The sequence below is a fragment of the Comamonas sp. CMM03 genome, assembly GCF_019218715.1.
GTDB classification, from domain to species: Bacteria; Pseudomonadota; Gammaproteobacteria; order Burkholderiales; family Burkholderiaceae_C; genus Comamonas; species Comamonas terrigena.
On the sequence record NZ_JAHUXB010000004.1, the window covers coordinates 429,226 to 446,609 of the forward strand.

The 17,384-nt window shown below is 67.4% G+C and carries 17 protein-coding genes; 7 read left to right on the forward strand and 10 right to left on the reverse strand.

The genetic code is table 11. The features are described 5' to 3' along the window. A complete protein-coding gene (locus KW830_RS15815) occupies nt 1-993 on the reverse strand; it encodes a delta(1)-pyrroline-2-carboxylate reductase family protein (RefSeq protein WP_370626143.1) in 993 nt (330 codons plus the stop codon). Nucleotides 994-1,163: 170 nt separating this feature from the next. On the opposite strand from KW830_RS15815, the gene KW830_RS15820 reads away from it, so the two are divergent. The 3 genes from KW830_RS15820 (at nt 1,164) to KW830_RS15830 (ending at nt 3,999) form a co-directional block, all read left to right on the forward strand. Further along, complete coding sequence (locus KW830_RS15820) at nt 1,164-1,394, forward strand: hypothetical protein (protein WP_218333680.1); 231 nt, start codon at nt 1,164-1,166, stop codon at nt 1,392-1,394. A 56-nt stretch (nt 1,395-1,450) separates the two neighbouring features. After that, on the forward strand, nt 1,451-2,332 hold the full coding sequence (locus tag KW830_RS15825; protein WP_066536605.1) for a neutral zinc metallopeptidase: 882 nt from the start codon (nt 1,451-1,453) through the stop codon (nt 2,330-2,332). Between the two features lie 182 nt (nt 2,333-2,514). Beyond that, the gene (locus KW830_RS15830) at nt 2,515-3,999 is read left to right on the forward strand and encodes a DEAD/DEAH box helicase (protein ID WP_218333681.1); all 1,485 of its coding nucleotides are present in this window, start codon (nt 2,515-2,517) and stop codon (nt 3,997-3,999) included. 140 nt (nt 4,000-4,139) lie between these two features. Here the strand turns inward: KW830_RS15830 and KW830_RS15835 are convergent, their stop codons facing one another. Next, nucleotides 4,140-4,985: a symmetrical bis(5'-nucleosyl)-tetraphosphatase gene (locus KW830_RS15835; RefSeq protein ID WP_066536599.1), complete on the reverse strand. Its 846-nt coding sequence runs from the start codon at nt 4,983-4,985 to the stop codon at nt 4,140-4,142. A 326-nt stretch (nt 4,986-5,311) separates the two neighbouring features. Between KW830_RS15835 and KW830_RS15840 the strand changes: the two genes are divergently transcribed. Both KW830_RS15840 and KW830_RS15845 read left to right on the forward strand, forming a co-directional pair. Next, entirely contained in the window at nt 5,312-5,602 is a 291-nt protein-coding gene (locus KW830_RS15840) for an H-NS family nucleoid-associated regulatory protein (RefSeq protein WP_066537369.1), read from the forward strand. Nucleotides 5,603-5,895: 293 nt separating this feature from the next. Then, nucleotides 5,896-7,104, forward strand: coding sequence for an FAD-dependent monooxygenase (locus KW830_RS15845; RefSeq protein WP_218333682.1), 1,209 nt, complete (start codon nt 5,896-5,898; stop codon nt 7,102-7,104). Between the two features lie 196 nt (nt 7,105-7,300). Here KW830_RS15845 and KW830_RS15850 read toward each other — a convergent pair whose 3' ends face one another. Both KW830_RS15850 and kynA read right to left on the reverse strand, forming a co-directional pair. Then, entirely contained in the window at nt 7,301-8,497 is a 1,197-nt protein-coding gene (locus KW830_RS15850) for an MFS transporter (protein WP_218333807.1), read from the reverse strand. 199 nt (nt 8,498-8,696) lie between these two features. Beyond that, nucleotides 8,697-9,581, reverse strand: coding sequence for a tryptophan 2,3-dioxygenase (kynA, locus tag KW830_RS15855; protein WP_066536592.1), 885 nt, complete (start codon nt 9,579-9,581; stop codon nt 8,697-8,699). Nucleotides 9,582-9,712: 131 nt separating this feature from the next. Between kynA and KW830_RS15860 the strand changes: the two genes are divergently transcribed. Both KW830_RS15860 and KW830_RS15865 read left to right on the forward strand, forming a co-directional pair. Then, nucleotides 9,713-10,615, forward strand: coding sequence for a methylated-DNA--[protein]-cysteine S-methyltransferase (locus tag KW830_RS15860; RefSeq protein ID WP_218333683.1), 903 nt, complete (start codon nt 9,713-9,715; stop codon nt 10,613-10,615). Nucleotides 10,616-10,662: 47 nt separating this feature from the next. Continuing rightward, nucleotides 10,663-11,694 carry a DNA repair protein gene (locus KW830_RS15865; RefSeq protein WP_218333684.1) on the forward strand — a complete coding sequence of 344 codons (1,032 nt, stop codon included), beginning with the start codon at nt 10,663-10,665 and terminating at the stop codon, nt 11,692-11,694. A 23-nt stretch (nt 11,695-11,717) separates the two neighbouring features. Here the strand turns inward: KW830_RS15865 and KW830_RS15870 are convergent, their stop codons facing one another. From KW830_RS15870 to KW830_RS15895, 6 genes are all read right to left on the reverse strand, one after another. Further along, a complete protein-coding gene (locus tag KW830_RS15870) occupies nt 11,718-12,359 on the reverse strand; it encodes a PolC-type DNA polymerase III (RefSeq protein WP_218333685.1) in 642 nt (213 codons plus the stop codon). Nucleotides 12,360-12,363: 4 nt separating this feature from the next. Beyond that, on the reverse strand, nt 12,364-13,668 hold the full coding sequence (gene kynU / locus KW830_RS15875; RefSeq protein ID WP_218333686.1) for a kynureninase: 1,305 nt from the start codon (nt 13,666-13,668) through the stop codon (nt 12,364-12,366). 85 nt (nt 13,669-13,753) lie between these two features. Next, nucleotides 13,754-14,395 carry an arylformamidase gene (gene kynB / locus KW830_RS15880; protein WP_066537366.1) on the reverse strand — a complete coding sequence of 214 codons (642 nt, stop codon included), beginning with the start codon at nt 14,393-14,395 and terminating at the stop codon, nt 13,754-13,756. Between the two features lie 79 nt (nt 14,396-14,474). Continuing rightward, a complete protein-coding gene (locus KW830_RS15885; protein WP_218333687.1) occupies nt 14,475-15,839 on the reverse strand; it encodes an amino acid permease in 1,365 nt (454 codons plus the stop codon). 112 nt (nt 15,840-15,951) lie between these two features. Further along, nucleotides 15,952-16,749, reverse strand: coding sequence for an AraC family transcriptional regulator (locus KW830_RS15890; protein WP_218333688.1), 798 nt, complete (start codon nt 16,747-16,749; stop codon nt 15,952-15,954). 10 nt (nt 16,750-16,759) lie between these two features. Further along, a complete protein-coding gene (locus tag KW830_RS15895; protein ID WP_066537357.1) occupies nt 16,760-17,380 on the reverse strand; it encodes a LysE family translocator in 621 nt (206 codons plus the stop codon). Between the last annotated feature and the right edge of the window lie 4 nt (nt 17,381-17,384).

A 17,384-nucleotide genomic window follows, 5' to 3' on the forward strand; every position in this document is an offset into this window, starting at 1 on the left:
TCATGGCTCCTGGAGGGGAGGATCATCGTTGGCGTGCAATGGCTGGCGGTGCATGCGGGCTGCCAGGCGCGCTGCAGCCAGGTCCCAGCCACCCCAGCCGCAGCTCTTGAACAGCACCGGGCCGGCGGGGCGGGGCCGATGCCGTGCCAGGCTCTGGGCCAATGTGGGAAAGCTTTGCACATCCAGGCCCGCCTGCAGCAGGTCGCCGGCTTCGTGCACGGCTTCGGCGGTGTCGACGATCACCAGGCCTTGCCGGGCGATGTGCTGGCACAGGCTGGGGGCCAGCTCCACCATCTGCGGTGTGAAGGCGCCCACGGCAGCAATGAAGGCGTCGGCCCGGGGGGCATGCTGCAGCACCACCGCCTGGGCACTGGTGCAGGTGACGATATTGGGGCAGTGGGCTGCCGCCTGGGCCAGGTCGGTGGCGGCATAGGCCTGCAGGCCCAGTGCATGGGCATGGTCCAGCAGGTGGCGCACGCTGTCCAGGCTGCGCGATGCCACCCAGACTTCGCGCGTGCCGGCGCCGGCCGCAAAGGCCTCCAGATGGGACTTGCCCTGCACGCCCGCACCGATGATGAGCAGCGGACCGCTGGGGTTGGGGGCATGGTGCAGGGCGGCCAGCAGCGACACGGCAGCGGTGCGCCGTGCGGTGACGGTGGGCCCGTCGATGATCAGCTGGCGCTGGCCGGTGGCAACGTCAAAAATCGTCACATCGCCCTGGATGGTGGGGCGCGCCGTTGCAGCATTGCCAGGGGTGAAGGTGATGAGCTTGGTCATTGCCACCTGGGCATCACTGGCGGGCATGCAAAACAGGCTGCCGCCCTGCGGCAAAGGCATCACAATGCGGGGCGGCACCTGCACACTGCCGTCCTGCAGCACGGCTTCCAGTTCGGCAGCCAGGGCTTTCCAGGGCAGCAGTGCCTCGGTGGCCTGCGGGGTGAACAGTCCTTGCATGGCGTGCACGGCAGAGGGGGCGGTAGGGGGCACAGACATCACTTGCATGTGGCTTTATACCGTGGGCGTTTGCGATGGGCTAGGTGGTCTGTCCGGGCCTTGTGTCAAGGTGTGGCGTGTTCTCCTACAAAGCCTGGCGCTAAAGTGAGTTCGCACTCTCGCGGTGGCTGCGTAGCATCCAGCGCTTATGGTTTTGTGGGCATGTACATATGGAATCTGGTCAGGAAAAAGGAAGCGCTCACCGTACGGCGGCACGCTGGCAATGGGCGGTGGTGGGGGTGGGCATCGCCACCATTGCGCTCCTGCTGTGGACCTTTGTCGGGACGCTGGACGATCACATGAGCCAGTCCCGGGAAATGAGCCGCAATGCCCAGTGGCATGTGCACGCCCCGGTCGAAGGCGCCCAGGCGGCCGTGTTGCTGCAAGGCGGCGAACCCTGAGCAGGCGTGCTGGCGCGACTTCATAATGGCGCCCCACAGCGCATCAGGAGCAGACCATGAAGTGGGAAGGTAACCGCGAGTCGGACAACGTCGAAGATCGCCGCTCGGACGGCGGCGGTGGGGGTGGCCCCATCTTCGGTGGCCGCAGCATCGGCATTGGCACCATTGTGGTGGCCCTGGTGGGCGGCTGGGTGCTGGGCGTCAACCCGCTGACGATTCTGAGCCTGCTCAGCGGCGGAGGTGGTGGCGGGCAGGTCGTGCAGCAGCAGTCGCCTGCGCAGGCACCACCGGCCCATGACACCATGGCCCGTTTCGTCTCGACCGTGCTGGCCGACACCGAAGACGTGTGGACCGACATCTTCCGCCAGGGCGGCAGCCAGTACCGGGACCCCAAGCTGGTGCTGTTCCGGGGCGCCGTGGGCACGGCCTGCGGCACCGGCCAGTCGGCCATGGGCCCGTTCTACTGCCCGGGCGACCAGAAGGTCTATATCGATCTGTCGTTCTACGACCAGCTCAAGAACCAACTGGGCGCTCCCGGTGACTTTGCCCAGGCCTATGTGATCGCCCATGAGGTCGGTCACCACGTGCAGAACCTGCTGGGGATCAGCGGCAAGGTCGACGAGATGCGCGGCCGTGTCAGCAAGGTGGAATACAACCGGCTGTCCGTGAAGCTGGAGCTGCAGGCCGATTGCCTGGCCGGCGTCTGGGCCCACCATGCCCAGAATGCACGCCAGATCCTGGAGCAGGGCGATGTGGAAGAAGCCATGAATGCCGCGGCCAAGATCGGTGACGACGCGCTGCAGCGTGCCCAGACCGGTCAGGTGGTGCCGGACAGCTTCACCCACGGCACCAGTGCCCAGCGCCAGCGCTGGTTCATGACTGGGCTCAAGAGCGGCAGCGTCAATTCCTGCGATACCTTCTCGGCGGCATCGCTGTAACTGGGGCGCAGCAGGCGCAGGTGTTGGCATGGCGCCACATCTGTGCTATCAAATTCTGCATGGGGCGTACGCCCTCCCGGTGTTCCCGGCGTAAGAGGGCCGGGCGGGTGACCGCTGTCGCTGTCCGGATTTGTAGAGCGCCAACAGCTGTCAATGCGGGCAGTGCGACAATAGCGGTATCCATGACAAGTTCTTTTTCCTCTCTCCTCTTGGCGGAGCCTCTGGCACGCGCTGTGGCCGAAATGGGCTACGAGTCGATGACCCCCATCCAGGCGCAGGCGATCCCCGTGGTCCTGACCGGCAAGGATGTGATGGGTGCAGCCCAGACCGGCACCGGCAAGACAGCGGCTTTTTCGCTGCCCCTGCTGCAGCGGCTGATGCGCCATGAGAACAGCTCGGCATCGCCTGCGCGCCATCCGGTGCGGGCGCTGGTGTTGCTGCCCACGCGCGAGCTGGCCGACCAGGTGGCCCAGCAGATCGCGCTGTACGCCAAGCACACCAAGCTGCGCAGCACCGTGGTGTTCGGCGGCATGGACATGAAGCCCCAGACCCTGGAGCTGAAGAAGGGCGTGGAAGTGCTGGTGGCCACCCCCGGCCGCCTGCTGGACCACATCGAAGCCAAGAATGCCGTGCTCAACCAGGTGGAATACGTGGTGCTGGACGAGGCCGACCGCATGCTCGACATCGGTTTCCTGCCCGATCTGCAGCGCATCCTGTCGCACCTGCCCAAGAACCGCACCACCTTGCTGTTCTCCGCCACGTTCTCGCCCGAGATCAAGCGCCTGGCCGGCAGCTACCTGCAAGACCCGGTGACCATCGAAGTGGCCCGCCCCAACGAGACCGCTTCCACCGTGGAGCAGCGTTTCTACAGCGCCAACGACGACGACAAGCGCCGCACCATCTGTGCCGTGCTCAAGGACCGCGGCATCCGCCAGGCCTTTGTGTTTTCCAACAGCAAGCTGGGCTGTGCCCGCCTGACCCGTGCGCTGGAACGCGACGGTCTGCGCGCCGCCGCCCTGCACGGTGACAAGAGCCAGGACGAACGGCTCAAGGCGCTGGAAGCCTTCAAGGCCGGCGAAGTGGACCTGCTGGTGTGCACCGACGTGGCGGCACGCGGTCTGGACATCAAGGATGTGCCGGCCGTGTTCAACTACGACGTGCCGTTCAATGCTGAAGACTATGTACACCGTATCGGTCGCACCGGCCGTGCCGGCGCCTCCGGCCTGGCGGTGACCCTGGTGTCCAATTCGGACGGCAAGCTGGTGAGCGATATCGAGAAGCTCATCAAGAAGAAGATCGACGTGGAGAACTATCCACTGCCGTCGTTCCAGCGCCGCGACCGCAGCGAGCGCGACCACGGCAGCCGTGAAGGCCGGTCGGAGCACAGCCGTGACCATGGTCGCAGCCGCCGTGGCCACGACGAGGGCGATACCGATTACGGCTCGGCCCATTCCGCCGGCTACCGCCCGGTGGGCCGTGGCATGGCACGCCCGTTGCGCGCCGGCTCTTCCGATCCCTTCTTCGACAAGCCCTACGAGGCCCCGGCCGGGACGGCCGCACCGGCGGCCTGGGATGCGGCTTCCGCACCCGTGGCGCCGGGCCGCAGCCCCAGTATCCGTACCAAGCGCAAGGTGGCGGCGCTGTTCAAGCCCGCAGGCAGTTTCTGATACCGCAGGGCGTTGGAGGCCTCTCCAGCGCCTTCGCTCTGCGGATACACCTGCAGAGCCCTTCGCACCACTGTGCCAAGCCAGCAATCCTGCTGGCTTTTTTCATGGTGGCTGGCTGTCTGTGGGGTCTGTACAGCCGCTCAGCCGGGACGCTGGGCCTGCTCGCAGTCGATCTGGATCAGCTCGCGCACCTGCAGATCATTCTCCACGCGCACAGCGGTCAGCTGCCCGCCCCAGACACAGCCGGTGTCCAGTGCCATCAGCTGCGGCTGGTTGATCAGGCCCAGCGTGGACCAGTGGCCAAAGGCCACCACATGCTGCGCCGTCTGGCGGGCAGGGCAGGTGAACCAGGGCATCAGGCCTTCGGGAGCCTGTGCGGCCGATTCGGTGCTCTCAAAGTCCATGCGGCCTTCGGGCGTGCAAAAGCGGATGCGCGTCAGGGTGTTGACGATGGCGCGCAGGCGGTCGGCGCCGGTCAGGGCCTCATTCCACTGATCGGGCAGGTTGCCATACATCTGCTGCAGAAAGTCCGGCAGCGCCGGGCTGGTCAGCACCTGCTGCACTTCGGCGGACAGGGCCAGTGTCTGCTCCAGCGTCCAGCTGGGCTGCACACCGGCGTGCACCATCAGCACCTGCCGGCCTTGTGCATCGGTCCAGCTGCGGGCCAGCGGCTGCTGGCACAGCCAGTCCAGCAGGGCCGCGCGGTCGGGCGCCTCCAGCACGCTGGCCAGCGTGTCGCGGCGCGATGATTTGCGCATGCCGTGTGCGGCGGCCAGCAGGTGCAGGTCGTGGTTGCCCAGCACGGGCTGTACGGCGTCGCCCCAGGCCATGCACTGGCGCAGCACGCCGGCGGAGTCGGGACCCCGGTTGACCAGGTCCCCCAGCAGGTACAGGGTATCGCGGCTGGGCGAGAACTCCACCTGCTGCAGCAGGTTCAGGAAGGCGCTGTGACATCCCTGGATGTCACCAATGAAATAACGGGCCAATGCAAACTCCGAAAAAATCGATTCCCTGGGTGCCGGCAGGCGTGGCAGTCGCCCGGTGCAAGACATATGGCTGCGATTATCGGTCCACAGCCCATACCCGTGGATAGGGCATTGCGGTGGCGGCGAAGATATGCAGGCAACGGAAATGAACTTGCAAGGCGCTTTGTCGGTACCTTTTCTCGGAAAATCCGGGTGTTACATTTCTCCTGCAATATGGCTGCACAGAATTTTTATAATATGCACTTGTGGATACTGCGTACCCACAAAAAAACCCAGATTGCGTATTTGTTTTTATAATCCTCCCAATTATTGAAAGGATGCAATCCATGACCTCTTACAAAGAGCTACTGCAGCAGCGCGAACAGCTGGAACAGAAGATTCAAGAAGCACGCAAGAGCGAACTGAGCGACGCTGTTGCCAAGGTGCGCGCCCTGGTGGCCGAATATGGCCTGAGCGCTGACGACGTGTTTCCGCCTGCCAAAGCCACCCGTGGCGCAGGTCAAGGTGGCAAAGTTGCTCCGAAGTACCGCAATCCCGAAACCGGCCAGACCTGGACCGGCCGTGGCAAGGCGCCCAAGTGGATTGAAAACCAGGATCGCGAAAAGTTCGCTATCTAAGGCTTTATGGCAGACAACAGCCCGCTTTCAGCGGGCTTTGTTTTTTGTGGCTTGAATCTGCTGCGTCGCCGCGGTATTGCGGCTGAACGCTGCTGCGGATAAGCCTGTCCGGTATGCAAGCGGCTTATGCCAGGCCCGCAAAGTGCGGACACAACATATTCCATTTCGGCCAGTGGTAATGCCAGGGTTTCGCCGTATGGCGATTTCAGGGACAGAATCAACAGACTGCGTTGCATCAATTTCTGCGCAGTTCCAACCAATCACCGCCCCAGTCCGGCGGACAATAGCCAGCCATGAGAAAACAGGTCTTGATTGCGGGGGGCGGTATTGGCGGCTTGGCGGCTGCACTGGCCAGCTCCCATGCCGGTTGGGATGTGCGCCTGTTCGAGCGCGCGCCTTTGTTCAGTGAAGTCGGTGCCGGCGTGCAGCTGGGGCCCAATGTGGTGCGCCGGCTCCAAGCCTGGGGCCTGCAGCGCGCTCTGGTGGACGTCGCGGCCATTCCTGCCCGATTGCGTGTGCGCAGTGCCCTGAGCGGTGCCGAGCTGGCCTGCATGCCGCTGGGCGCCACCATGGTGGAGCGCTACGGCGCCAACTACCTGTCCATCCACCGCGCCGATCTGCACGGGCTGCTGCTGCAGGCCGTGGGGGAGCGGGCGGAGATGCACATCAACGCCGGCCAGGCGGTGGAGTCCGTGGTGCAGACCCCCCAGGTGGTGACCATCACCACCTCCGCCCGCAAGACCGTGGAGGGCGATGCACTGATCGCGGCCGATGGTGTCTGGAGCCGGCTGCGCGCCCAGTTGCTCAACGACGGCAAGGCCCAGCCTACCGGCCACCTGGCCTACCGTGCGGTGGTGCCCCAGGCCCAGTTGCCGGCCGCCATGCGCAGCGACGGCGTGACCACCTGGCTGGGCCCGCACATGCACGTGGTGCAGTACCCGCTGCGCCGTGGCGAGCTGATGAACATCGTGGCCATCATCGAAGGCCCGGCACCGGCCGACATGGAAACCTGGGACCATGCTGCCAATGCGGTCGATCTGGAAGCCGCGCTGGCCCGCTATTGCACGCCGCTGCAGGACCTGATCCGTGCCGTGCCTGCTGCGGGCACGCAGTGGCGGCTGTGGCCGCTGTCCGACCGCGATCCGCTGTCCAGCGCCGACCAGATGGCCCAGGGCCTGGTGGGCCTGCTGGGCGACGCCGCCCATCCCATGCGCCCCTATCTGGCCCAGGGGGCTGGCATGGCCATCGAGGACGCGGCCGAGCTGCAGCGTGCCCTGGCCATGGACGATCTGGATGTGCGCTTGCGCCTGCGCCGTTACGCCCTCAACCGCTGGCAGCGTGCTGCGCGGGTCCAGGCCCGTTCGCGCCGCAATGGCCGCATCTTCCACGCCAGCGGGCCCATGCGCTGGGGGCGCGATCTATCACTCAAGCTGCTGGGCGCACGCATCATGGACCTGCCCTGGCTGTACCGCGGGGATGGCTCCAGCGCCACCACGCTGTAGCGGAACGCGTCACCCAGCTAACCAGCCCATCCGCTGCAGGGAACACCGCTGCTGCGCAGCCGCGGCCCCCAGCGCCACACGGTGGGGGCGCGAACTGCTCTGCGGCGATGGTGCGGAAACCGTCACCAGTGCGTTCCATCTAGCCCGGAGGCGCTGTCTGCAGGGCACGTGGGCGCCCGGTGTGTACGGCCCCGGCTCAGGCCTTGCTGGTCTGCAGCAGCGGCGAGCTGGGCAGAAAACGGAAGGCCGTGGATGCCGTGGCCAGCATGGCGGCAATGCTGAACATGACCGCCTGGTAGGGCTCGATGCCGCGCCCCTCGGCCCAGGCCGCGACGATGCCGGTGAGCCACTGCATCAGCGCCACGCCCAGAAACATGGCCATGGTGAACAGCGACAGTGCGCGACCGGTCAGCTCCGGAGGGTAGGAAGAGCGCACATCCGCGTACTGCAGGATGCTGTAGCCCGACACCAGCCCCATCAGCAGAATCAGCGCCACATTGGCGGCGGCGTGGTGCAAAAAGGCCATCAGCAGAAACAGCGCCGCCATCAGCAGCGAGAAATTGTTCAGCCAGCGGCGGCGGCGGGCCGGCCCTGGGTCCATGCGGCCGAACATGGCCGGGGTGAATAGCGAGATCAGCGACACCAGCAACGCCACGTTGCCGCTTTCCACCAAAGAGAACTGGTAGCGCCCGATGAGCATGGGCCCCAGCCACAGCCCGCGCAAGGTCAGAAAAGCCGCATAGCAGCTCATGCCCAGAATCAGGATGCCCACGGTGTGCGGCAGCTGGAACAGTGCACCCATGCGGCGGAAGGCCTGGCCCCAGTTTTCGCGCGTCTGCTGCGTGGTGTGGGCGGACACCGGTTCATGCACGCGCCAGGCAATCAGCAGCCACGACAGCAGCGACAGCACGGCCAGCAGCCCGAAGCCGGTGCGCCAGCCCCAGTGCTGCACCACCCAGGCCAGCGGTGTGCCGGTGAACAGCAGGCCCAGGCCTCCCACGCCCATGCCCAGGCCGGAGAAGAAGGCAAAGCGCTCGCTGGGAAAGTGGCGCGAGATGAACACCGTGCTGGCCAGAAACACCGGCGCGCAGCCCACGCCGATCAGCAACTGTCCCAGCATCAGCCAGCCATAGCTGGGGGCCAGCGCCGACAGCGCTGCACCGACTACGGCCAGCGGAAAGGACAGCAGCACCGTGCGGCGCAGGCCGTACACATCCATGCCGATGCCCATCAGCAGCTGGGCCACCCCGAAGGACAGGCCAAACAGCCCGGCGAAGGCGCCCAGCGACTGGGAAGAAATGCCGAAATCCGCCTGCAGTCCCGTGGCGATGATGGCGGTGACGGTGCGGTAGGCCTGGCTCAGCGCAAAGGCCGACAGCAGGGACACCAGCATCACCCACAGGCGCTGGTCGGGGGCAGGGCGGGGAGCGGGCGAGGGCGCAGGGGATGCGCTAGAGGCGGTATCGGCAGGCACGGGTGGGGAGTCTCCTGGGACGCAAGCCTAGCGAAATCCGCACCTGCGTGCTGTCGCGCACAGGCGAAAAACGGGGGCGGGAGGCCGCGTGCGCCGCGGCGCCACCGGCCCGCCCGGCTCACAGCTCGGTGCGCAGGCTCCAGATTTCCGGGAACAGCACCACATCCAGCATCTTTTTCAGATAACTCACGCCGCCGGTACCGCCCGTACCGCGCTTGAAGCCGATCACGCGTTCCACTGTGGTCAGGTGGCGAAAACGCCACAGACGGAAGGCGTCTTCGATATCGGCCAGCTTTTCGCCCAGCTGGTACAGGTCCCAGTGCTGTTGCGGGTTGCGGTAGACGGTCAGCCAGGCCTGCTTCACGCCTTCGCTGGCTTCGTAGGGCTGGGTCCAGTCGCGCTGCAGCCGGTCGGCCGGCACCTCCAGGCCTTCGCGTGCCAGCAGTTGCAGCGCCACGTCGTACAGCGAAGGTGCCTGGTAGGCGGCCTGCACCTGTTCCAGCAGATCGCTGCGGTGGGCGTGGGGCTGCAGCATGGCGGCATTCTTGTTGCCCAGCGAAAACTCGATGCTGCGGTACTGGTAGCTTTGAAAGCCGCTGGAATTGGCCAGGTAGGGGCGCATGGCCGTGTATTCCGGCGGCGTCATGGTCGAGAGCACGGTCCAGGCGTTGACCAGCTGCTCCATGATGCGGCTCACGCGGGCCAGCATCTTGAAGGCCTCGGGCCGGGTGTCGGCCTGTGGGCTGGCCAGCGCGGCGATGGCGGCCCGCAGCTCGTGCAGCATCAGCTTCATCCACAGCTCGCTGGTCTGGTGCTGGACGATGAACAGCATTTCATCATGGGCGGGCGACAGCGGTTTCTGTGCCGTGAGGATCTGGTCCAGCTGCAGGTAGTCGCCGTAGCTCATGTCCCGGCTGAAATCCAGCTGGGCTTTTTCTTCGTGGACGATGGAGGCCGGGCGGCCGCTGCCGTGCATCGGGCAGCCGGAGGATTCGGTGGTCATGGGGCAGTCGCAGTCGTGGGCAATCGGCAAAACAGCGCGCAGGGTAACCGAAAGCGCAGCCTGCAAGAATGTGGAGGCGCGATGGCGCGCCACGCTTTAGAGTGCAGCCATCCCCCGGAAAACCTGTTGCCATGTCTGCCATCCGCCCTGCCACCGTCCCTTCCGCTGCTGCCAGCGACACCGCTGCCCTGGTGGCGCGCTGCTGCCGCTGGCTGGAGGGCGAGGCCCCGCCCGCGCTGTCCGCACTCGCCCAGCGCGTGGGGCTGAGCCCCTGGCAGCTGCACCGGCTGTTCAAGCAGGCCACGGGGTTGACGCCCAAGGCCTATGCCAAGGCCTACCGTACCCAGGCCGTGCAGGCCGCGCTGCAGCCCGGCCAGTCCAGCTCGGTCACCGATGCGCTCTACGGCAGCGGCTACGCTGCCAGCAGCAGCTTCTACAAAGACGCGCCGCGCATGCTGGGCATGGCGCCGGGGGCTTTCCGCGCCGGTGGCGCGCGCCAGACCATCCGTTTTGCCGTGGGCGAATGTTCGCTGGGCAGCCTGCTGGTGGCGGCCACCGAGCGCGGCGTGTGCTGCGTGCAGCTGGGCAACGATGCCGAGGCCCTGGTGCGTGTGCTGCAGGACCGTTTTCCCCAGGCCGAACTGGTCGGGGGGGATGCTGCTTTTGAAGCCACCATGGCCCGGGTGGCGGCGCTGGTGGAGCGGCCGGCGCAGGGGCTGGATCTGCCGCTGGACGTGCAGGGTACGGCCTTCCAGCAGCGCGTGTGGCAGGCGCTGCGCGCCATTCCGGCGGGCGACACCGTCAGCTACACCGAGCTGGCCCGGCGCATCGGTCAACCCACAGCCAGCCGCGCCGTGGCCGGGGCCTGCGCTGCCAATCCGGTGGCGGTGGCCATTCCCTGCCACCGCGTGGTGCGCAATGATGGCAGCATCTCCGGCTACCGCTGGGGCGTGGAGCGCAAGCGCGCGCTGCTGCTGCGCGAAGCGGCCCAGGCCGGGCACGACGTGCGTGTCGCCTTGCCCGGATTGTTCTGAACCTTTTCCAGCAACGCAGCCGCCTGCGGGCCGGGCTGCCACACAAGATGCCTTCCTTATCTGCCCAGAAAATCCCGGCGGCACTGCACCATGTGCAGCCGCTGCCTGCGGGGTACCGGCTGCAGGAAGTGCTGTCCTTCCACCAGCGCGATGCCGAGCAGCTGGCGGAGCAGATCACGCAGGGGGCCGACGGCCTGCCGCGCCTGCGCAAAGGGCTGGACTGGGAAGGCCAGGCGGCCTGGATGGAGCTGGTGTGGGAGGCCACAGCCCCGTCTGTGGCCCCGTCCGCGGACGGCCCGCTGCAGGTGCGCGCCACCTTGTACCTGCCTGCGCACCAGCACGCCGATGCCGGCACCCAGGCCCGCTGGGCGGCCACCGTGCGTCGCATGCTGGGCCTGGCCTATCCGCCCGAGGCGCTGGAAACCGCCCATGCCGATCACCCGCTGCTGGGCCCGCTGCTGCGTTCCCAGCAGGGCCTGCATGTCCCGGCGGCCCCCACGGCCTGGGAGGCGCTTACCTGGGCCATCACCGGCCAGCAGATCAGTGTGGCGGCGGCAGTGGCGCTGCGCCGCCGCTTGATCCGCGCCGCAGGCCCGCCGCTGGCGCCGGATGGCCATGGCGATGCGGGAGCGCCCGGGCTGTGGACCTATCCCAGCGCGGCCCAGGTGGCGCAACTGGGGCCGGATGGGCTGCGCGCTGCCGGCTATTCCCAGTCCAAGACCCGGGCGTTGCTGGCACTGGCCGCCGAGGTGGACCGCGGGGCGCTGCCGCTGGAAGACTGGGTGCAGGCCAGCGATGCCGGCGCGATGCGTGCGGCGGACGTGGACGCGGCCATGCAGCAGCTGCTGGCCGTGCCCGGCGTCGGTCCCTGGACCGTGCACTACACGCTGCTGCGCGGTCTGGGTTGGCCCGATGGCAGCCTGCACGGCGATGTGGCCGTGCGCAAAGCCCTGGCCCGGCTGCAGGGCGTGGAGCGCATCACCGAGGCCCAGGCGCGTGACTGGCTGGCGCCGTTTGCTCCCTGGCGCGCGCTGGTGGCTGCGCACCTGTGGGCTTCTCTGTCGTCCCAGGCGTATTAGGGCAGACGGACAGCCCGGGCCGCTTACAGGCCGGGCAGCTGCGGTTGCGTCTGTGCCTGCGACAGCCGCTGCAGCAGCAGTGCCAGGTGTTTCTTCTGGCAGACCTGCAACTGCTGCAGCAGGGCGTGGTGCGCATCGGGGATGTGCCAGCGCTGCTGCAGATCGGCCTGCATGCGCAGCAGCAGGTGGGCGGTCATCTCGGCATCGGCCAGCGCGCGGTGGGCCTTGTCGGCAGGCGGCAGCTGCAGGTGGCGCACGATGCGGCCCAGCGAATGGCTTGGCGCGTCGGGGTAGAGGCGGCGCGACAGCAGCACGGTGCAGGCGAAAGGCTGTTGCGGAGGGATACCCAGGCGCTGCAGCTCATCCGCCCAGAACTTGCTGTCGAACGAGGCGTTGTGCGCGACCATGGGGGCGTCACCCACAAAGGCTGCAGCTTCGCGCATCACGGTGTCGGCCGCAGGGGCGTCCTTCAGCATGGCGTTGGTGATGCCGGTGAGCTGGGTGATGCTCCAGGGCATGCGCTGCCCGGTGTTCATCAGGCTCTGGTAGCGGTCCACGATGCGCCCGCCCTCGATCAGCACAATCCCCACCTCGGCAGCCCGCGCGCCGTGCGCCGGGCTCATGCCGGTGGTTTCAAAGTCGATGATGGCAATGCGTTGGGCCATGGGTTCAGGTCACCGCATGCACCTGGTTGAATTGCGGCTGGCGCCATTCCCCCGATTCCAGCACCTGATGCAGGTGCTCCACGGCGTGCCACACGTCTTCAAAACCCACATACAGCGGGGTGAAACCAAAGCGCAGAATGTCCAGGTGCTTGCCGCCGTCGCCCTTGCGGAAGTCGCCGATCACGCCGCGCGCGATCAGGGCCTGAACGATGGCGTAGGCGCCGCTGTCCTTGCCGTCGACCCCCAGGCCTTCGCTGCGGGTCAGGCAGACCTGGGAGCCGCGCAGGGCGTGGTCACCTGGGGTGGCAAAGCCAAGGCCGTGGCCCTGGCAGCGTTCCTGGATCAGCTGCATGAACAGATCGGTCAGCGCCAGCGACTTGCGGCGCAGCGCGGCCATGCCGCCATACGGCTCGGCTTCGGTGAACACGTCCAGCCCGCATTGCAGCACGCTCAGGGACAGGGCCGACTGCGTGCCGCACAGATAGCGGTCGATGCCGGCGGCCGGCTGGTAGTCGGGTGTGAACTGGAAGGGCGCGGCATGGCCGAACCAGCCCGACAGCGGCTGCCAGAAGCGGTTGATCAGCCGTGGATGGGCCCAGACAAAGGCCGGCGCACCGGGGCCGCCGTTCAGGTATTTGTAGCTGCAGCCCACGGCAAAGTCGGCGTTGGCGTCGTGCAGGTCCACCGGGACGGCGCCGGCGCTGTGGCACAGGTCCCAGATGCACAGAATCCCCTGGGCGTGTGCGGCGGCGGTGACCTCCTGCATGGCGTGCATGGCGCCGGTGCGGTAGTTGACATGGGTGAGCATGCAAATCGCCACATCGGGCTGCAGGGCCGCGGCAATCTCTTCGGGCTCCAGCAGCACCAGCTCCAGTCCATATTCCTGGCAGACCGACTGGGCGATGTACAGATCGGTGGGGAAGTTGCTGCGTTCGCTGATGAGCTTCTTGCGCTCCGGTGCGTCTTCCTGGGCGATGCGGGCGGCAGCCGTCAGCACCTTGTACAGATTGATGGAGGTGGTGTCGGTGAACACCAGCTCGCCCGGGCCGACGCCGACCCAGGGGGCAAACTGGTCGCCCAGGCGCCGGGGCAGGTCGATCCAGCCGGCGCTGTTCCACGAACGGATCAGGCCCTGGCCCCATTCCTGTTCCACCACCCGTGCGGCGCAGGCGGCGGCGGCCTTGGGCTGGGCGCCCAGGGAATTGCCGTCCAGGTAGATCACCCCTTCGGGCAGGGCAAAGCGCGCGCGCAGCGGGCGCAGCACATCGTTGGCATCCAGGGTGCGGCAGTCTTGCAGGGTCAGGGGCATGGAAAGTTGTCTCGTTTCGGATGGCAGCTTGCGCGCAGGGGCATGGCGCAAACCGCCGATTTTCGCCGGAATGTGCCGCAGCGGGTCACAGGGCGCGCAGCACGGCGCGCACCGGGGAGGCATCGGCCTCGGTGAGCTTGAGCGGCAGGGCAATCAGCTCGTAATCGCCTGCGGGAACCGCGTCGAGCACCAGGTTCTCCAGCACGCGCAGATTGCGCTGGCGGATGACCTGGTGGCTGTCCAGGGTCTTGCTGCTGGCCGGGTCGATGCTGGCGGTGTCGATACCGATCAGCTGCACGCCGAGGTCGGCCAGGCGCTGCACCGTCTCGGGTGCATAGGCGGCCAGCGCGCCATCCCAGGTGGCAGGGGCCTGCTGGTAGGTGCGCACCAGCACGCGCGCAGGCAGGTCGGGCGTGATGGCGTGCGCGATGTGCCGCCATTCGATCAGCGGCCCGCAATCGATGGCGTGGATCACGCGGCAGCGGCCCAGGAACGGGGCCAGATCGACCGCACCGATGGCAGCGCCCTGCGGGTCGTAGTGCAGCGGCGCATCAGCGTGGGCACCCACATGGGGACTCAGCGTGATGGCGCTGACATTCACCGGGCAGCCCGGGCCGATGGTGGCGCACCATTGCTGGCTGTACGGCGTGTCCCCCGGGAAGACCGGTGCAGCGGCGTGGATGGCGGGGGAGATGTCCCACAGGGTGCGTTGGGTGTCAGCGGTCATGGCAGCAAACAAAAAAGCCTGCGACCGGAGGCGGACGCAGGCTGGGCAGTATGGTCGGTTTTGGGCCGGGCTGCAGCGTTCAGCCCTTGTTGCGGCGCAGCAGGTACAGACCGGCCAGCACCGCCAGCCAGGGCAGACCAAAGGCCAGCGTCAGGCGGAACGCGGGGGTGAAGGCCGTGGTCAGCAGCACGGCGCCCATCAGCACGGCCCCCAGCAGCGTCAGCCACGGAAAGCCCCACATGCGAAAGGCAATGGCTGGTGCGCCTTCGCGCATGCGGCGGCGGCGGAACGCCAGGTGGGTGACAAACACCATGAACCAGGCAAACATGGCGCCGAACATGGCAATCGACATCATCCAGACGAACGATTCCTTGGGCCAGAAGGCATTGATGAACATGGCCACGGCCGCGCCCAGGCTGGACACCAGAATGGCGGCCACCGGCACGCCGTTGGCATTGGTCACGCCGAACACGCGCGGCGCCTGCCGGGCGCGGGCCAGGCTGAACATCATGCGCGAAGTGGTGTAGAGCTGGCTGTTCATGGCCGACAGCGCGGCCACCAGTACCACAAAGTTCAGCACGCCGGCGGCGAACGGAATGTCCAGCACCTGCATCACCCGCACAAAGGGGCTGGTCTGGGTGGCGGCATCGGTCCAGGGCACGATGGCCAGCATCAGGGCCAGCGTCAGCAGATAGAACAGCACCAGGCGCAGCACCGTGGTCTTCATGGCAGTCTGCACCGCCTGCTGCGGGTGCTGGGCCTCGCCGGCCGCCACGGCAATGGCTTCCACGCCCAGGTAGCTGAACATGGCCACGATCACCCCCAGCCACATGCCCCAGGCCCCCTTGGCCCAGAAGCCGCCGCCCAACTGGTAGTTGGCCAAGCCGATGCCGGGTGTGGACGTGCCGAACACCACATAGGCACCGATCAGCACAAAGGCCACGATGGCCGCCACCTTGATGGCCGAGAAGCCGTATTCCACCGCGCCGTAGACCTTGACGCTGCGCAGGTTCACGCCGATCAGCACGGCCGAGAAGATGCCCACCCAGACCCACTGGGGCACCTCCTTGAACCAATAGGCCATGTACATGCCCACGGCCGTCACCTCCATGCCCACGGCCAGCACCAGGGCGGCCCAGTAGGCATAGCGCACCACAAAGCCCGCCATCGGGCCCAGGTAGTACTCGGCGTAGGCCCCGAACGAGCCGGAGGTGGGGTGGGCCACTGTCATCTCGCCCAGGCAGCCGATCAGCAGCAGGGCAATGAAGGCGCCAATCGCGTAGCTGACCAGCACCGCCGGCCCGGCAAAGCCGATGGCAAAGGCGCTGCCCATGAACAGGCCAGTGCCCACGGCGCCGCCGATGGCGATCATCACCATCTGGGCGCTGGTCAGGTGTTGCTGCAAGCCGGTTTCGCGTTGCTGGATCTGCTGAAAATCGGCCATGCGTCGATTCCGTTCAAAACCCTCAAGTATCGGTGTGTTCGCGCCTGGCGATGGTGGGGCTCGCGGATTGCCGGGGTCTGCTGCGGTGGTTTAGCGCCGCCGCCAGCCGGCTTCAGGGCCGGGCGCCCTGGGCATAGCGCCCGGGTGTCAGCGCATGGTGGGCCTTGAAGGCGCGCTGCAGATGGGCCTGGTCGGCAAAGCCCATGGCATGGGCCGCATCGGCCAGCGCCGCCCCCTCGGCCAGCAGCCGGCGCGCACCGTTCAGGCGCAGATTCAAGCGGTAGGCACCAGGCGTGACGCCGGTGGCGGCCTTGAAGTGGCGGATAAAGCGCGAGGCGCTCATGCCTTCGGCCCGGGCCAGATCCTGCACACTGGGCGTCGCATCCGGCTGGCGGTGCAGCCGCTGCAGGGCGTGGTGCACCGCCGCATCGCTGGCCGGGAGGGCCGGCGGTGCTGCCAGCGGGTGGGCGATGGCGGGCTGGCGCAGCAGGGCGGTCAGTGCCTGCGTCCAGGCCGCGGCATCGCCTTCCAGCAAGGTTTGGCACAGCCGCTGCACCGCCGCTGTGGTTGCCGCGTCGTGCCGGGCGCGTTGCACAAAGCGCAGGCCCGCCACCCCCAGCTGGGCATGCAGCCAGTCGGCCTGCACATAGAGCATGCGGTAAGACCAGGCTGCCACCTGCGCCGGGTTGCAGGCATGCCAGACGCCGGGCTCGATCAGCACCACACTGCCGGCCGCCATGGGCTGCGCACCATCGGCGTGCTGGAACACGGCGCTGCCGGCATCCACGATGCCCAGCGAATACTCCACATGCGTGTGCAGCCGGTAGCAGTGGGGGGACTGGCGGCTCACGCGCAGTTCGGCCCAGGGCAGGGCCGGGTGGCGGTGGAACTGGTGGGGCTGGGCCGTCATGTCCGGCACATCATGCCAGCATGCCCAGTACGCTGGCCACCAGCAGGGCTGCCAGGGCATAGTGCAGTGCCTGCTGGCGCCGGGGCGTGGACAGCCAGCTGGTCAGCACCCGCCCCAGCAGCGCCCAGCAACCCACGCCCAGCAGGCAGGCCAGCAGCGAGATGGCACACAGCAGGTACAGCGCTGCGGGGCTGCCCCTTGCGCTGGGCAGGGCAAACACGCCCACCGCCGACAGGGCAAACAGCCAGGCCTTGGGGTTGAGCGTCTGCACCGCCACACCCTGGACAAAGGCCTGGGCGGCCGGGGTGGGCTGGTGGGGCAGGGTGGTGCCATCGGCAGCAGCGGGGTGGGCGGCGGAGCGGGCAAGGCGCCAGGCCAGCCACAGCAAATAGGCTGCGCACAGCCATTGCGCGGTGCCTGCCAGGCGCGGCAACCCGTCCACCAGCTGCCGGGCGCCCTGGCCCATGCACCAGACCACGGCGGCGTAGCTGACACTGGCGCCCAGCACATACAGCAGCGCAATATGGCGCGGCGCCTGGCTGCCATGGCGCAGGGCCAGCACATTCACCGGGCCTGGCGTGATGGCGCCCACCAGGGCGAAACTGGCCATGGCCAGCAGCGAAGACAGCAGGGAG

What these genes read in the sequence shown, in the direction of transcription:
- kynB (WP_066537366.1), bottom strand. Translation starts at nt 14,395, where the DNA reads ATGACCGCTGACACCCAACGCACCCTGTGGGACATCTCCCCCGCCATC.
- KW830_RS15850 (WP_218333807.1), bottom strand. Translation starts at nt 8,497, where the DNA reads ATGCTGGTGTCCCTGCTGTCGGCCTTTGCGCTGAGCCAGGCCTACCGC.
- kynU (WP_218333686.1), bottom strand. Translation starts at nt 13,668, where the DNA reads ATGCCCCTGACCCTGCAAGACTGCCGCACCCTGGATGCCAACGATGTG.
- KW830_RS15865 (WP_218333684.1), top strand. Translation starts at nt 10,663, where the DNA reads ATGCCTTCCTTATCTGCCCAGAAAATCCCGGCGGCACTGCACCATGTG.
- KW830_RS15860 (WP_218333683.1), top strand. Translation starts at nt 9,713, where the DNA reads ATGTCTGCCATCCGCCCTGCCACCGTCCCTTCCGCTGCTGCCAGCGAC.
- KW830_RS15885 (WP_218333687.1), bottom strand. Translation starts at nt 15,839, where the DNA reads ATGGCCGATTTTCAGCAGATCCAGCAACGCGAAACCGGCTTGCAGCAA.
- KW830_RS15815 (WP_370626143.1), bottom strand. Translation starts at nt 993, where the DNA reads ATGTCTGTGCCCCCTACCGCCCCCTCTGCCGTGCACGCCATGCAAGGA.
- KW830_RS15825 (WP_066536605.1), top strand. Translation starts at nt 1,451, where the DNA reads ATGAAGTGGGAAGGTAACCGCGAGTCGGACAACGTCGAAGATCGCCGC.
- KW830_RS15890 (WP_218333688.1), bottom strand. Translation starts at nt 16,749, where the DNA reads ATGACGGCCCAGCCCCACCAGTTCCACCGCCACCCGGCCCTGCCCTGG.
- KW830_RS15830 (WP_218333681.1), top strand. Translation starts at nt 2,515, where the DNA reads ATGACAAGTTCTTTTTCCTCTCTCCTCTTGGCGGAGCCTCTGGCACGC.
- kynA (WP_066536592.1), bottom strand. Translation starts at nt 9,581, where the DNA reads ATGACCACCGAATCCTCCGGCTGCCCGATGCACGGCAGCGGCCGCCCG.
- KW830_RS15840 (WP_066537369.1), top strand. Translation starts at nt 5,312, where the DNA reads ATGACCTCTTACAAAGAGCTACTGCAGCAGCGCGAACAGCTGGAACAG.
- KW830_RS15820 (WP_218333680.1), top strand. Translation starts at nt 1,164, where the DNA reads ATGGAATCTGGTCAGGAAAAAGGAAGCGCTCACCGTACGGCGGCACGC.
- KW830_RS15870 (WP_218333685.1), bottom strand. Translation starts at nt 12,359, where the DNA reads ATGGCCCAACGCATTGCCATCATCGACTTTGAAACCACCGGCATGAGC.
- KW830_RS15845 (WP_218333682.1), top strand. Translation starts at nt 5,896, where the DNA reads ATGAGAAAACAGGTCTTGATTGCGGGGGGCGGTATTGGCGGCTTGGCG.